A 14,523-nucleotide genomic window follows, 5' to 3' on the forward strand; every position below is an offset into this window, starting at 1 on the left:
GGCTTTCCTTCGGCGCGGCCTTTCTCGGCCTCCAGGTCGCCACCTGGGCCGGCGGCGCGGCGGCCAGCGGGGCGCTCGTGCTGCTGGGCGCGTGGGGGCTCGCGCTCGGGGCGGAGGCGCGCCGGCAACGCGTGATCGGGGCCACCGCGGCGGTGGTGCTAGGGGGTATCGCGGTGGCCTGGGCCTTCGGGCAGGCCGGCGCCGCGCAGTCCGCCGCTCTCGTGGCGGGCGTGGCGGCGGCGGTCGCCGCCGGGTCGCTCGTGGGGCTCCGCGCGGCCCCGCCGCCGGCGCCGATGGAAGCGCCGCGCCGCGAGGCCCCCGAGGCGCCGGTGGCCGCCGGCGTGGGATCGGCCCCTTCCCTGGAACCTTCCACCCAGGCCGGCGGAGCGCCGGCGTCCGAGCACGTCGCGGAACCCCGGCCTCAGGCCGCCACGGCGGACCTTGAGCGCACGCTGCGAACGCTGCGGGCGGAGCTGCGAGCGGGACGCGCGGTGGTGTGGTCGGTGGCCCTGGACGAGAGGCTGGCTACGGCCCGCGCGGCGCACGGCGGAGGCCTACCCCCGGTCGCCAACGTAGAGGGCGATCCGCTGCTCTGGGCGGTCCGCGAACGCGCCGCGCTGCGCGCCGATCGGCCGCCCCGCTGGGCGCCCGACGCGGAGGCAGCCGGGATCGCTTTCGCGGGCGAGCTGGATGGTCTCACCTCGGCCCTGACGCTGGAGTTCGCCGACGCCGACGCGCTGCCCGACCTGGCGGCGCTGGAGAACGCCGGCGCGCGGGTGGCGGCCGCGCTCAGGCTGGAGGCCGCCGAGGACGAGGCCGGGCTCAGGGTTCGGCACGCGTCCGCCGTGCTGGACGCGACCCGGCGCCTGGCCACGAGGGTCGACCCGACGGACATCGCGGCGGAATTGTGCGACGCCGCCGTGTCGCTGGTGGGAGACGGAGCCGCGCTGGCCACCTGGGGCGGAGATGGAGGCACCGTGCTGGGGCAGGCGGGCGGCCTGGGTGGCCCAGAGCCGGGGGACGCGATCCTCGCGCCGGAGTCGCAGATGGCAATCGCCGCGCGCTCCGGAGCGCCGCTGAGGCGCGCCCGGGGTGGTCGCGGGGACGGCCCGCCGGTGGCCGGCCCGGGGGAGCGGTGGGCGGCGCCCTGGAGGGACCTGGTGGTGTTCCCGCTCGCCGAGCCGGGCAGCGGCCCGGTGGCCGTGCTGGCGGTGTGGGCGCGCGAAGCCGGGGGCCTGCGAGAGGAAGGGCTGCGCTGGCTCGAAGGGGTGTCGGGCATAGCGGCGGCGCAGTTGCGGCAGGCCGAACGCTACGGCGCGCTACAGGCCGAGGCCGAGTTCGACGAGCTCACCGGCATCCTCAATCGAAGGGCGTTCGAGAACCGCTTGAGCGTGGAAGTGGCGCGCTACGACCGCTATCGCAGGCCGTTGTCCTTGATCCTGGCGGGCCTGGACCACTTCAAGACGGTGAGCGACCGCTTCGGCCACGAAGTGGGGAGCCAGGCGCTGCGCCGCGTCGCCGAGGCGACCGTGGGCGCCGTGCGCGGGGCCGACACCGTGGCCCGCCTGGGCGGCGCGGAGTTCGGCGTGCTGCTGCCGGAGACAGGGGCGCGCGAAGCCGCGGAGGTGGCCGAGCGGATTCGCACGGCGGTTGCCGCGGTGGACCTGCGTCACGACGCCGTCGCCATCGCGCTGCGGGTCTCGGTCGGCGTGTCAGCCTGCCCCGAGTGCGTAGAGGGGGCGGAGCTCCTCGAGGAAGCCGCGCAGGAGGCCCTGCGTGCGGCGGAGCGCGGAGGGCGCGATCGAGTGGCCGTCGCCGCAACGGCGCGGATCCCGGAACCCGGCGCGGGGTAGGCGGATCGAGTCCCGGCGACGGTCGCCGGGCACCGACACACGGGCCGCACATGGCTTCGACGTGTTGTGTGAGGGAGGCGCTGCGTGCCGAGGGCCCGGTCCTCGCTAAAAACACGGGAACACTTCACAAGTGCCAACGATAACCTGGCGCTGGCTGCGTAAGTAAGCTTACCAGCCTGTCCCGCGGTCGACCCGGCCCGAGGTAGCCGACGGGGCAACGATAAATCGGGCTGAGCCGTAGGCGTCGCCACGCCGCCAGCGGCGAGACTTAGTGGCTGGCTCGACCCGAGGTTGTCCGCTGTCCGCGGGAAGGGCGAGAAACCAAACAGCGGTCTACGCACGTAGACGCGTCTTCGGAACGCTTCGCGGACGGGGGTTCGACTCCCCCGCGGTCCACTACCGGAGCATGGCCCCTCGAGCCGATTCGGCCCGGGGGGTCGCTTTCTTTCGAGTGCCCCGAGACGGATTCCTCAGAAGAGGTCGACCGTGACGTCGGGGCTTATGCTGCTCGGGTCGGCGCGAATCGCGGCGATGACCGTCTGCAGGTCGGTGATGGTTTTCAGCAGCTCGTCGTACAACCTGGGATCCTCGGCCATGCGTCCGAGCGTGCCTTCCCCGGACTGTATGCGGCTCAACACGGCGGTCAGCGACCCCAACGCGGAGTCCGCCGCGCGGGCGCTCTCCAGCAGGCCCAGGTAGAGAGAGTCGCTGGCGAGCAGTCGTCCGAGCGACCCCTCGCCCGCTTCCGCCCTGGCGCTCAAGCTGTCGAGCCGCCCCAGGGTGGCCGACAGGCGTTCGTAGATCACCGGGTCGTGGATGAGGCGGCCGAGCGTCCCGTCCTCTCTCGTGAGCGTGAGGAGGAGGGAAGTGAGCTGGCCCGACGCGGCGGCGAAGCGATCGTACAGCGCGTCGTCGACGAGCAGCTGCCCCAGGGTTCCCTCGCCGCGCGCCAGGCTACCCGCCACATCACCCAGCTCGTTGACGAAGACCTGGGTGCTGTCCAGCATGGCCACCGCCCGGTCCAGCACCAGGTCCAGGTCCACCGACGACGCGGCCGCGATCTCGCCACCGTCCTCCACCACGGCTGCGGTCGGCGTGCCCGGCGTGATGTCGACGAACTTGTCCCCGAGCAGGCCGGCGGCCCTGATTTGCGCCCGTGAGTCGACGCGCACCTGGTCCGCCACGTCGCGCGATAGCTCCATGACGATGCGGATGTGGTTGGTGTCCTGAACTTCCTCCAGAGCGATGAAGTGGATACCGGTGACCTGGCCCGCCTGTTGTCCGGCGACCGTGACCGGAGCGCCCTCGCGCAGGCCCGCCGCGGTCGGCACCTGCGTGGCCAGCTCGTAGCGGGGCGTGAATACGTCGAACAGTGTGCCCACCCTGTAGACCGCCCAGCCGAAGATGGCAAGCGCTAGCGCCACCAGCAGCAGCACCCTGAACTGGCGTGCTCTGTAACCTTCCCGCCCTACGTAACGTGAGGTCATGGCGTGCTCAGCTCAGGAACGCGTTGATGTAGGGATCGTCCGCGGCGACCATCTCTTCGGGCGAGCCCCGGAAGGCGATGCGACCGTCGCGCAGCAGGTTCACCCGCGACGCCACCCTGAATCCCGCCCGGATGTCGTGGCTGACCAGGATCGAGGTGACTCCCAACTCGCGCTGCAGCTTTCGAATCAGCTTGTTGATCGTCCCCACGGTGAGCGGGTCGAGCCCGGACACGGGTTCGTCGTACAGGACCAGCTCGGGGTCGGTCGCGATGGCCCGGGCGATGCCGACCCGCCTCTGCATGCCACCGGACAGCGCGCTGGGCAACTGGGCCATGACCTGATCGGGGTCCAGGTCCACGAAATCGAGCCGCTGGCGCACGGTCTCGACGATCCGCTCCTCGTCCAGATCGGTGTTCTCCCTGAGAGGATAGGCGACGTTCTCGTAGACCGACATCGAGTCGAACAGAGCCGCGTGCTGGAAGACCATGCCGATGCGTCTCCGAAGATCTAAGGCTTCTTCAAAGCTCAGATCGGTAATCTCTTTGCCAAATACGGAGATACGACCTCGGTCAGGGAGCAACTGACGGAGGATGAGCTTCAGGATCGTGGACTTGCCGGTGCCCGACTCCCCCAGCACCAGAAGGGTCTCTCCTCGGCGCGCGTTCAGGCTGATGCCGTCCAGCACCGGTCGGTCGAAGGTGAGGTGCACGTCATCGAGGCGGATCACCTCCTCCGCGTCGCCGTCGCCGGACTCGGGATCGCGCTCGAGCTCGTCGCGGATCGCCTGAACGTGGTCGGCTCGTGTGGCCATCAGCCGAGCGGCGGCAGGACCGCGAGCAGGGTCTGCGTAAGGAGGTAATCGACCGCCAGGATCAGCACGGATGCGGTTACGACGGCCCTGGTCGTGGCGCGCCCAACGCCCTCGGTGCCGCCGGTCGTGTACAGGCCGTAGAAGCAGCCGGTGAGCGCGATGATCCCGCCGAACACGAGCGGCTTGAGGAGCCCGCCCACGAAGTCGCGCGGCACGATGAACATCACGAAGCCGGACTCCGCCAGCGTGGACCAGACGCCTCGCAGGTAGGCGTCCGGCGGCACTCCGATGGAGAACACGGCCACGAGCATGCCGCCGAAGATGCCGACCGCGTCGCACACGATCGCCAGCAGCGGCATGACCACCAGCGCCGCCAGCAGCCTGGGGGTCACGAGCTTCTTGATCGGATCGGTGCCGAATGAGCGCAACGCGTCGATCTGCTCGGTCACCCGCATGGACCCGATTTCCGCCGCGATGCCGGAGCCCGCGCGGCTCGCCACCATGAGCGAGGCGAGGACGGGTCCCAGCTCGCGGATCATGGAGGCCCCGACGAGGTTGCCCAGGAACACGTCCGCGCCGAAGCGGGCCAGCTCGACGGAGCTCTGCAGGGCCAGCACCATGCCCGTGAAGAGCCCGGTGAGGGTGACGATGGGCAGCGACCCGAAGCCGATCTTGTCCATCTGGATGATGACGTCTCGCGCGTAGAACGGGCGCGCGAACATGAAACGCAGAGCTCTTGCCCCGAGAATGGCGTATCGCTGTACGCCACGAGCTATGCCGAACAAGATCCCGTCTACGGCGTCCGCGATCATGCCGTCGGGCGTGCGGGGATCGGTGGGTTCGGTATGTTTTGCCACGGCGCGCGGTCGAAAGTAGCTTGGCGCCGCGTACATCCGCGCGGCGCCGAAGGGCGGCCGCAAGTATACCGGCGAGCCCCTAGATGCCGCACCCCCCGAGCGATCTGGTAAGAGACTTCGAACGCCGCGCCCCCGAGGTGCGGGTACTCGTGGTGGGCGACGCGATGCTGGATGTCTATCTGGACGGCAGCGCGTCGCGCATCTCCCCCGAGGCGCCGGTCCCGGTCGTGCGCGTCGAGGGAGAGCGTAGGGCGCTCGGAGGCGCGGCCAACGTGGCGGCCAACGTCAAGGCGCTGGGCGCCGCGTGCGCGTTGGTAGCGTGCGTGGGCCGAGACGCCGAGGGGGACGCCCTCCTGGAGGAGTTGGCGCGCGCCGGAGTCGAGGCGGGCGGCGTGGAGCGCTCTTCGGACCGCCCCACGAGCGTCAAGACGAGGGTCCTTGTCCGGGGCCAGCAAGTGGCGCGCTACGACCGCGAAACCCACGACGAGTTGACGCCCGCGGCGGCCGGCGCGGTGATCGACGCGCTCGAGCGCACCGCCGGCCCGGTCCACGCGGTCGCGATCGAGGACTACGACAAGGGCGTCATGACCGGAGCCGTCGTCGCGGCCGCGCTATCGTTCGCCCGCGCGCGGTCGATACCGGTGGTGGTGGATCCGAAGGCGCGCGGCTTCTTCGCCTACGCCGGAGCCACCGTGTTCAAACCCAATCGATCCGAGCTGGAGGCGGCGCTTCGGGAGCCGGTGCGGGCGTCCGACGCGGGCTGGCTCGCGGGCGTCCTACGGCGCCTGGAGTGCGACGCGCTGGTCATCACGCTGGGCGAGGACGGCATGGTCTTCGTCGAGGCAGGCGGCGACGTGCAGGAGATCCCCACGGTGGCTCGCTCCGTGTTCGACGTATCCGGCGCGGGCGACACGGTGACCGCGGTCCTGGCCACGGCCCTCGGGGCCGGCTTCGGGGTACGCGAGGCGGCGACCTTGGCGAACCAGGCCGCCGGCGTCCAGGTGGGGAAGTCGGGGGTAGCCACGGTCAGCGCGCGGGAGATCGCGCGCGCCGCCGACAGAGGAGCCCGAGCGGCGTCCACCGCGCCCGGCGAGGAATTCCCCGAGGACAACATATGAGCGGACTTGGACGTGTTGAGACGAACGATGCTCCCGCCGCGATCGGCCCGTACAGTCAGGGCATCATCGCGGGGGATTTCCTATATACCGCCGGACAGATTCCCCTCGATCCCGGCACCATGGAGATGGTGGGCGCGGACATCTCCGAGCAGACGGAACGGGCGTTGCGGAACCTGGCCGGGGTACTCGCCGCGGGCGGGTCGTCCATGGATCGCGTCGTGAAGACGACGGTGTTCCTGGCCGACATGGGGGATTTCGCAGCCATGAACGAGGTGTACGCGCGGCATTTCGGTGTCCACCGGCCGGCTCGCTCTGCGCTAGAGGCGGCCGCTCTTCCCAAGGGCGCGCTCGTAGAGATCGAAGCCGTGGCCCGGAGGGGCTGATAATGATCACGCTTACTGACAGAGCGCGCGCGCGGCTCACCCTGCTCATCGATCAGCTCGACGACGACGCGTGCCTGAGGCTCTCGCACGCCGGCGGCAGCCCACTGGCCCCCGACTACGACCTGGCCATAGTGGACCTCGCCTCTCGTACCGAATCGGATCGCCTGGTGGACGCCGAGGGCATCTCCGTCCTGCTCGGCGAGGATAGCGGCGCGGCGCTGACCGTGGACTTCGTCGACGGGCAGGAGGCGTCCGGATTCCAGGTCCGCCGAACCGCTGCGGCGGGCGTCGCCGGAGCCGGCACCCTCGCCGAGCGCGTACAACGCGTGATCGACGAGCGGGTCAACCCCGGCGTCGCCGCTCACGGCGGCAAGATCACGCTGCACGAGGTTCGGGATGACGTCGCGCTCATAGAAATGTCGGGCGGGTGTCAGGGCTGCACGCTGTCCCAGATGACGCTCCGGCGCGGGGTGGAGCGCATGATCCGGGAGGCCGTGCCTGAGATCCTGGGGGTTCACGACGTCACCGATCACACCAGCGGCGACAATCCTTTCTACACGGCCTGAAGCTTGAAGGGCGCGGCCGGGCGTCTGCCGCCTATCCCGGCCGGCTGGCCGCGCCTGTTCCGCGAGACCGGCGAGCCGTACTTCCGGTCCCTGGAGCGGCGACTCGCGCGCGCCCAGGAACGGTTCTTTCCTGCCTCAGTGGACATATTTCGAGCATTGAAGCTGACCCCGAGCGCCTCCGTCCGCGTGGTGATCCTCGGCCAGGATCCCTACCACCGCCCGGGACAGGCGAACGGGCTGGCATTCTCGGTCAATCCTGGGGTGGCGCCGCCGCCGTCCCTGAAGAACATCTACGCGGAGTTGCGCAGGGACCTGGGCGTGGGTCCGCCGGAGCAAGGCGATTTGACGCCCTGGGCCGCGCGCGGCGTATTGCTGCTCAACGCCGTGCTGACCGTGCCGGAGGGCCGGGCCGGCGGACACGCGGGCTGGGGCTGGGAGCTGTTCACGGACGCGGTCATCCGGGCCGTCGCGGAGGCGGATCAGCCCGCCGTGTTCCTGCTATGGGGCAAGCGCGCACGCGCCCGGGCGGGCCCGCTGGCGGGGACGCGCCACGTGCTCCTCGAAACGAGCCACCCGTCGCCCCTGTCGGCGCACCGGGGTTTCCTGGGCAGCGCCTGTTTCTCGAGGGCGAACGAGGCCCTGGCGGCGCTTGGTCGGCCCGCGGTCGACTGGTCGCTGGTGGCCTCGCGGCCCGGCGAAGCTCGCCCCCTGCTCTCCAGCCGCTAGCAGGCGCGGAGCAGTGGGGAGATCGCGGCGCCCTGGGGCTGGCCGGCGCACGTCCGGGACCGCAGAATGGGCCGCTGGGGGCACCTTGGGGTCACGGGGGCGGATGGGGTCTGGTGGCCCTCCGCGTCTTCAAAACGCGTGTGGCGGGCTGAACCCCCGCCGGGTGGGTTCGATTCCCACACGCCCCCGCCACGGGCCGGGCGGCCGCGTCACGAGGGGAGGGAAGTGCGACTCGCGGAAGTGGAGTGGAACAAGCGACGGACGCGGGCGCGTCTTCGCTTCGATGATGACTCGGTGATCGCCCTGGTAGCGGCCACCATGCGCGAGGCGGCTCCTCGGGCCGGCCAGGACTACGCCACGGCCGAAGTGGACCGCTGGCTCGGGCACGACGCCAATGTGCGCGCCCGGGAGGCGGCCCTGCGCCTGCTCGACCATCGAGCCCGCTCGCGTGGCGAGTTGATGCGGGGACTGGAACGCCGAGGACACGACCCGGTGTGCGCGGTTTCGATAGCCGATGACCTCGAAGCTGCCGGTCTCCTGAACGACGCCGCCTACGCCGAGAGCTACGTGCGAGCCCGCATCGCGCATCGCCCCAGGGGCAGACGCGCGCTCGTGCTCGAGCTGCGCCGGCGGCTGGTGGACGAAGCGATCGCCGAGGCGGCGGTGGGCCGCGTACTACGGGATGAGGGGATCGGGGAGGCGGGTTTGGCAGAACGGGCGACCGAGCGCTGGCTGGCCCGGCAGCCCGCCGCAGAGCTGGAGAGCGCCAGGGCAGGAGACCGGGAGGCGGCCGAGCGGTTGTATCGCCGGGCCCGGGCCTGGCTACAGCGCAGGGGTTTTCCCGGCGACGTTGCGCACGCCCAGGTGGCGCGGCTGCTGGAGCGCGCGCCGTGATCTCTGGAGAGGCCGAGCGGTTCCAGTTGATCGTGAACCCGCAGGCGGCCGGTGGCCGGGCGGGTCGTGTGGCCGAGGACGCGGCCGAAGCGCTTCGCTGCCGGGGCGTTGAAGTCGTGCTGCGCGAAACCACGGGCCCGGGCGTGGCCACGGACATGGCGCTGGCCGCCGCGCGGGAAGGCTTCGCGGCCGTCATCGCGCTGGGGGGCGACGGAACCGTGCACGAGGTGGCCGAGGGCCTGATGCGCGCGGGGACATCGGCCGACGGCCGCCCGGCCCTGGGCGTGGTGCCGGCCGGCACGGGGAACGACTTCGTGAAGGCGCTGGGGATCGACCGGGACATCCGCGCGGCCCTGGACGCCATCGCGGCGGGTGAGGCGCGGCCGTTCGACATCGGCTCGGCGCGCTGGGCCGGCGGGGAAGAGACGTTCGTCAACGCGGTCGGCACGGGCATCGACGTGGAAGTCGTACGCCAACTGGAGAAGCTGCCGCGCATGCCGGGAGTCGCGTCCTATGTCGTGGCGCTGGTCCGCGCGCTCGGCAAGTATCGAGCGGTGCCGCTCACCATCGAACTCGATGGCGACGCGCTCGAGCGCCGCGTGATGATCATCGCGGTCGCGAACGGGCGCTGCATCGGCGGCGGCTTCCACGTGTGCCCCCGGGCCAGGCCCGACGACGGATTGCTGGACGTTTGCGTGGTGGAGGAGGTAGGCCTGTTGGGCATCGCTCGCATCATGCCGCGGATCATGCGCGGCACGCACACGGAAATGGAACGCGTTTCGCTGCACCGAGCGAAAACTGTGAGGATCACGGCGGCGGGAGATGAGGATCTGTTCTTTCAACTGGACGGCGAGCTGCGGGAGCCGGCCGGGGCCCGCGAGCTGAGCGTCCGGGTGCTACCCGGCGCCCTGCGCGTTTTCGCCCCGCCTCGGGAGCAGGGGTGAGCGGGGTGCGCCGCCGCGCTACCGTCGGGACGTGGGCCTTCGCGCTTCTCGCCGCGGCGCCGCTAGCGGGGCAGGTGCCCGCCGACAGCGTCGCGCCACAGGACAGCGCCGCCGCGGGCCCGCGCAGGCCCGTGACCCAGGCGCCCGATACGCTGACGCCGGGTCTGGGCGGCCCGAGCCCGGCTGGGGCGCTGGTTCGTTCGCTCCTTCTGCCCGGGTGGGGCCAGCTCAACGTGGGCTCGCACGGCCGCGGCTTCGTGTACATGGCCGTTCACGGGGTCAACACCTTCATGGTGGTGAAGACCTTCAACCGGCTCGACGACGTGCGCGAGCGGCGCGACCTGGCGGTGGACGCGGCGCGCGACTCCATCGTCGATCTCGCCCTGAGCGACACCATCCTCGCGCGCGTCTTGGAGGAGGTTCCCGACACCCTCGACGTGCTGGCGGAGGCGGACCCCGAGGCTAGCAGGCTCACGCGCCTGTCCGAGGCGCGCCGGCAGCACCGGGAGGACTGGCTGGTGTGGAGCGGCTTCTGGATACTGGCCAACGGCATCGACGCCTTCGTGGCCGCCCATCTCGCGGACTTCCCGGCGCAGATCGACGTGGAGCCCGTGCGCGAGGCGGGGGAATCGAGGCTCCGGCTCGGCGTAACCGTGCCCCTCGGTCGACGAAGATGAGCGAGACCGCGGACCGCCCGATCGGCGTGTTCGATTCGGGCATCGGCGGGCTCACGGTGGTGCGGGAACTCGTGCGTCGGCTTCCCAACGAGTCCGTGATCTACTTCGGAGACACGGCCCGGGTCCCATACGGCCCCAAGTCGCCGGAAACTATCCGGCGATACGCGCGCGAGGCGGCGGCGCTCCTGCTCCAGCGCGGGGTAAAGACGCTGGTGGTGGCGTGCAACACCGCCACGGCACACGCGGAGGAGGCGCTCGCCGCGGAACTATCGGTCCCGGTCGTGGGCGTCGTCGACCCCGGAGCGCGGGCGGCGGCACGGTCCACACGGACGGCGCGGGTAGGGGTCCTGGGCACGACCGGTACCATCGCTTCGGGGGTCTACGACCGGCGCATCCGCGAGTTGCTGCCCGACGCCCGGGTGTTCGCGCAGCCCTGTCCGCTGTTCGTGCCGTTGGCGGAGGAGGGGATGGCGGATCACGAGGCGGCCAGGCTCATCGCCCTTCACTATCTGCAACCCGTCCGCGACCTGAACGTGGACGTGGCCATCCTGGGCTGCACGCACTACCCGATCCTGCGGCCGCTCATAGCCGACGCGCTGGGGCCGGGCGTTCAGCTCGTGGACTCCGGCGCCGAGACCGCGGCGGCGATCGAGGCAGTCCTCGCGTCCGCCGGCCTGCTGCGCGCCGATTCGACGCCGCCGGCGTACGAGTACATCGTCAGCGATTCGCCGGGGCGCTTTCGGGAAGTAGGAAGCCGCTTCGTGGGTGCGCCGATCGACCGCGCGGTGCTACTCGGTGCCGAGGTGGCGGCCGACGGTTAGCCGTCGCGCCAGCGCTCCAGCCGCGGCACGCCGTCCACGAGGCGGATGAAGCTGTCGTTGCTCAACCAGTCGCCGGCGTTCAGGTACCATCGGCCGGGCTGGACCTCTTCGACGCGGGGGGCGTGCGTGTGTCCGCACACCACCCACCCCAGGCTCGAGTCCTCGGTGAGACGGTCCCGGGCCCACGCGAGCAACGCGTCCGAGCGCGCGCTGGTGACGTCAGCGTCGGGTGGGCGCCGGTGCTCGGTTCGGGAAACGGCCTCGGCGAGCCGCACGCCGAGGCCGGGCGGCAGACTGCGAAAAGCCCAGATGGCCGGGCGGCTGCGGATCACGGCCTTCATCGCCCTGTACCCCAAGTCGCCGCTGCCCAGTCCGTCGCCGTGGGCGACGAGAGCGGGGCGACCCGCGAGGTCCAGCACGACGGGTCCCTGCAGCACCTCGAGTCCGACTTCCCGGCGCAAGAAATCGCCACCCCAGGCGTCGTGATTGCCCCCGACGAACGTCACAGCGACGCCCGCGTCCACCAACTCCGCCAATGCGGTGAGAACCCTGAAGTAGCGGCCGGGCACGACCGGGCCGTATTCGAACCAGAAGTCGAACAGATCGCCGTTCAAGAGGAGCGAACTGCCCTCCCGGCCAACGTATTTCAGAAAGCGAAGGAAGCGCGCTTCGGTCTCGCGCGGAACGGCGCCCAGGTGCACGTCGGAGGCAATGAAGTCGGCCGGCATGGGCGGCGAATGTAGGGGGCGTGCAGGGTCCCGGACAGCGCCAGGCAGAGTGGTGGAGGCTTGACAGTGTTTGCGCGTCGGTGTCTGCTAGACGTGCGCTCCGCGCGGCACCGGAGCTCTGTCACGGATCCAGCTGTCTTCCCGTTCTGCTAACGACCCATGGGTGTCCAAGGATTCGCCGCCAGCCTCGGCTCGCACGCTCCTGACGCGGCCGGTCACGTGACCCACGTGCGAGTGCGCTACGCGGAATCGGATCAGATGGGTGTGGTGTACCACACGCACTACCTCGTGTGGTGTGAGGTTGGCAGGACGGACCTTCTGCGTGCGCTGGGCCGCAGCTATTCCGCTCTGGAGCGGGACGGACTCCGGCTCGCCGTGGTGGACGCGAAGGTTCGCTATGTGGCTCCCGCTCGCTACGACGACCTGGTCAGGGTCGAAACGCGGGTGGGGCGGGTGCGGTCCCGGATGATTACTTTCGATTACGAGTTGTCATCCGCGGAGCCGCCCATTGGATTGCTGGCGCGGGCGAGCACGACGCTGGTCGCGCTGGACTCGGAGGGGCAACCCCGCACGCTCCCGGGGGAGCTTCGCGACGCGCTCGCGCGGCTCGCCGAGGGGGTGGATGCGCTCGATGAAGGTTTCGCCGGTCGCCAGGCCGGCCAGCAGGGACGGAGTTGAATGAACCGACGGTTTCTCGCCCTCGCCCTCGTCGCAACCGCAACGCTCGGGTTCGCCGCCACGCTCGACGCTCAGACGGTTCCCTTCGGAAAAAACAAGATTCAGTACGTCGAATTCGACTGGCAGGTGCTCGCCGGCGAACACGTCGACGTTTACTACTACCCGGAGGAGGAGGAGATCGCGCGGCTGACGCTGGCGTACGCGGAGGAGTCGTTCGACTCTCTCACGCGCAAGTTCCAGCACCATCCTTTTCGCCGCATGCCTCTGATCGTCTACGCCTCGGACCAGCACTTCGAACAGACCAACATTTTCCCAGGGTTCATTCCCGAGGGTGTGCTCGGCTTCACGGAGTACCTGAAGCGCAGGGTGGCGCTGCCTTTCCGGGGAGACTACGACCAGTTCCGTAAGACCTTGCGCCACGAGTTGGTGCACGCGTTCCAGCTATCCAAGATCGAGGAGACGCAGAAGCTCCATCCGCGCATCCGCAAGGCATCCCCGCAGCGGATCCACTGGTTCACGGAGGGTCTGGGGGAATTCTGGTCGGGGGAACAGACCACGCAGGACGACCTCTTCATTCGCGACCTGGTGCTCAACGGCCGCATGCCGACCATCCCCCAGTTCACGGCGAGCTTCTCCTTCGCCTCCTATCCGCTGGGCGCCGAGCTCCACAAGTACATCACCGAGCGCTTCGGCGAGGACTACATCGTCCGCGTATACGAGGAGTTCTGGAAATACGCGTCGTTCGATGCGGCGTTGGAGTCGATCCTGGCGGTGGACCTGGAGGTTCTGAGCCGGGAATGGAAGTACGATCTGGAGCAGAGGCACTTTCCGTTGTACGCGGATCGAGCTCCCCTGGAGGTGGCGGCCAAGCCAGTCATCACGGGGGGAGCCAACTACATGCCCACCATCTGGGTGCCACGCGAGGACTCGGTCGCCCAGTTGCTGTTCTTCTCGCCCCGCACCGGCTACACCAACCTCTACATGACGGAGTTGCGGCGCGGAGAGAAGGGCGTACGCACCGTTCTTGAGGGCGAGAGAAGCGCGGAGTTCGAATCGCTGCACGAGCGCGACTCCAGAATCGACGTCAACGGCGATGGCGTCGTGGCGATGGCGTCGCGGTATCTCGAGCGGGACGCGCTTGTCCTTTACGACCTCGAGCGGCGCAAGGTCGTGGGCCGCTACCAGTGGCCCGATCTGGTGGGAATCAAGTCTCCCGCGTGGGACCCCGAGGGCCGCAGCGTCGTCTTCGAGGGGCTCAGCACGTCGGGCTATTCGGATCTGTTCGTGATCGACTTCGAGACGCACGAACGAAAGGCGATCACCGACGACCGGTACATGGACGAGGATCCGGACTGGTCGCCCGACGGTGGCGAAATAGTGTTCGTGTCCGACCGGACCTCCTACGGACGGGAGGGGTCGCGGAACCTTTTCATATACGACGTGGAGTCCGCGGACATCCGCTACCTCACCTACGGCCCATGGATCGACCGGGGTCCCCGCTGGTCCAACGACGGCACCCGGGTGGCCTTTTCCTCCGACCGGGGCGGGATCTTCGACCTGTACTCGGTCGACCGGGCGGGAGACGGATCGCGCCTCTCGTCCATGGCCGGCGCCGCGCTGGAGCCCCATTGGCTGCCGGACGACAAGGGGTTGGTCTTTTCCGGCTACAGCAACGGGCGGCTGCGCATCTACCGGTACGATCTCGAGGAGCCTCGGGACCTCGAGGCCCCGCTGGTCGCGCTCGGTGAAGGGATCGGTCCGGCCCCGCAGGAGCCGGCGGTGACGCTCCGGCCGCTGACGCCCATGGCGCCGAGGGAGGCCGCTCTGTCTGTGCCGGCGCCGACCTCTCCGCTCGCCGGCATGGCCGCGCGCGCGACCCGGTTGGCGGCACCGACCCCCGAAAACTCGGCTACGGCCGCGCGGCCGGCGGAGCCGTCGCCCGTGGCACGATCGGGAGAAACGAACGCGGATGCGCCCGAG

15 protein-coding genes, 1 tRNA gene and 1 other RNA gene are annotated in these 14,523 nt (G+C 70.2%); 13 read left to right on the plus strand and 4 right to left on the minus strand.

All coding sequences use genetic code 11. From position 1 onward, the window contains the following. Both ABFS34_12980 and ssrA read left to right on the plus strand, forming a co-directional pair. The coding region (locus ABFS34_12980) for a GGDEF domain-containing protein (protein ID MEN8376355.1) at window positions 1–1,853 on the plus strand (1,853 nt) is incomplete at its 5' end. A gap of 41 nt (window positions 1,854–1,894) precedes the next feature. Further along, window positions 1,895–2,252: a transfer-messenger RNA gene (ssrA, locus tag ABFS34_12985) on the plus strand. A 71-nt stretch (window positions 2,253–2,323) separates the two neighbouring features. On the opposite strand, the gene ABFS34_12990 is transcribed toward ssrA, so the two are convergent. The 3 genes from ABFS34_12990 to ABFS34_13000 are packed head-to-tail and all read right to left on the minus strand — an operon-like array spanning window position 2,324 to window position 5,008. Beyond that, complete coding sequence (locus ABFS34_12990) at window positions 2,324–3,340, minus strand: MlaD family protein (GenBank protein MEN8376356.1); 1,017 nt, start codon at window positions 3,338–3,340, stop codon at window positions 2,324–2,326. Between the two features lie 7 nt (window positions 3,341–3,347). Further along, a complete protein-coding gene (locus ABFS34_12995; protein ID MEN8376357.1) occupies window positions 3,348–4,151 on the minus strand; it encodes an ATP-binding cassette domain-containing protein in 804 nt (267 codons plus the stop codon). Then, window positions 4,151–5,008: an ABC transporter permease gene (locus ABFS34_13000; protein MEN8376358.1), complete on the minus strand. Its 858-nt coding sequence runs from the start codon at window positions 5,006–5,008 to the stop codon at window positions 4,151–4,153. Before ABFS34_13000 ends, ABFS34_12995 begins: the two co-directional genes overlap by 1 nt. 83 nt (window positions 5,009–5,091) lie before the next feature. Between ABFS34_13000 and ABFS34_13005 the strand changes: the two genes are divergently transcribed. From ABFS34_13005 to murI, 9 genes are all read left to right on the plus strand, one after another. Continuing rightward, the gene (locus tag ABFS34_13005; GenBank protein MEN8376359.1) at window positions 5,092–6,126 is read left to right on the plus strand and encodes a PfkB family carbohydrate kinase; all 1,035 of its coding nucleotides are present in this window, start codon (window positions 5,092–5,094) and stop codon (window positions 6,124–6,126) included. Continuing rightward, a complete protein-coding gene (locus tag ABFS34_13010) occupies window positions 6,123–6,509 on the plus strand; it encodes a RidA family protein (protein MEN8376360.1) in 387 nt (128 codons plus the stop codon). Before ABFS34_13005 ends, ABFS34_13010 begins: the two co-directional genes overlap by 4 nt. Before the next feature lie 2 nt (window positions 6,510–6,511). Continuing rightward, window positions 6,512–7,075 carry a NifU family protein gene (locus ABFS34_13015; protein MEN8376361.1) on the plus strand — a complete coding sequence of 188 codons (564 nt, stop codon included), beginning with the start codon at window positions 6,512–6,514 and terminating at the stop codon, window positions 7,073–7,075. A gap of 3 nt (window positions 7,076–7,078) precedes the next feature. After that, window positions 7,079–7,801 carry a uracil-DNA glycosylase gene (ung, locus tag ABFS34_13020; protein MEN8376362.1) on the plus strand — a complete coding sequence of 241 codons (723 nt, stop codon included), beginning with the start codon at window positions 7,079–7,081 and terminating at the stop codon, window positions 7,799–7,801. A gap of 95 nt (window positions 7,802–7,896) precedes the next feature. Further along, window positions 7,897–7,993 (plus strand) — tRNA-Sec (locus ABFS34_13025). A gap of 33 nt (window positions 7,994–8,026) precedes the next feature. After that, window positions 8,027–8,695 carry a regulatory protein RecX gene (locus ABFS34_13030; protein ID MEN8376363.1) on the plus strand — a complete coding sequence of 223 codons (669 nt, stop codon included), beginning with the start codon at window positions 8,027–8,029 and terminating at the stop codon, window positions 8,693–8,695. Then, window positions 8,692–9,639: a diacylglycerol kinase family protein gene (locus ABFS34_13035; GenBank protein ID MEN8376364.1), complete on the plus strand. Its 948-nt coding sequence runs from the start codon at window positions 8,692–8,694 to the stop codon at window positions 9,637–9,639. Before ABFS34_13030 ends, ABFS34_13035 begins: the two co-directional genes overlap by 4 nt. After that, the gene (locus ABFS34_13040) at window positions 9,636–10,316 is read left to right on the plus strand and encodes a DUF5683 domain-containing protein (protein ID MEN8376365.1); all 681 of its coding nucleotides are present in this window, start codon (window positions 9,636–9,638) and stop codon (window positions 10,314–10,316) included. Before ABFS34_13035 ends, ABFS34_13040 begins: the two co-directional genes overlap by 4 nt. Next, window positions 10,313–11,137 (plus strand): glutamate racemase, encoded by an 825-nt coding sequence (gene murI / locus ABFS34_13045; protein MEN8376366.1) that lies wholly within the window; start codon window positions 10,313–10,315, stop codon window positions 11,135–11,137. The genes ABFS34_13040 and murI overlap by 4 nt, the downstream gene beginning before the upstream one ends. On the opposite strand, the gene ABFS34_13050 is transcribed toward murI, so the two are convergent. Next, complete coding sequence (locus ABFS34_13050) at window positions 11,134–11,865, minus strand: UDP-2,3-diacylglucosamine diphosphatase (protein ID MEN8376367.1); 732 nt, start codon at window positions 11,863–11,865, stop codon at window positions 11,134–11,136. The genes murI and ABFS34_13050 overlap by 4 nt on opposite strands. A 159-nt stretch (window positions 11,866–12,024) precedes the next feature. On the opposite strand from ABFS34_13050, the gene ABFS34_13055 reads away from it, so the two are divergent. Both ABFS34_13055 and ABFS34_13060 read left to right on the plus strand, forming a co-directional pair. Next, entirely contained in the window at window positions 12,025–12,543 is a 519-nt protein-coding gene (locus ABFS34_13055; GenBank protein MEN8376368.1) for a thioesterase family protein, read from the plus strand. Beyond that, window positions 12,544–14,523 (plus strand): hypothetical protein (locus tag ABFS34_13060; protein MEN8376369.1); only part of this gene is annotated, 1,980 nt, incomplete at its 3' end.

Source organism: Gemmatimonadota bacterium, from assembly GCA_039715185.1.
GTDB lineage: Bacteria > Gemmatimonadota > Gemmatimonadetes > Longimicrobiales > RSA9 > DATHRK01.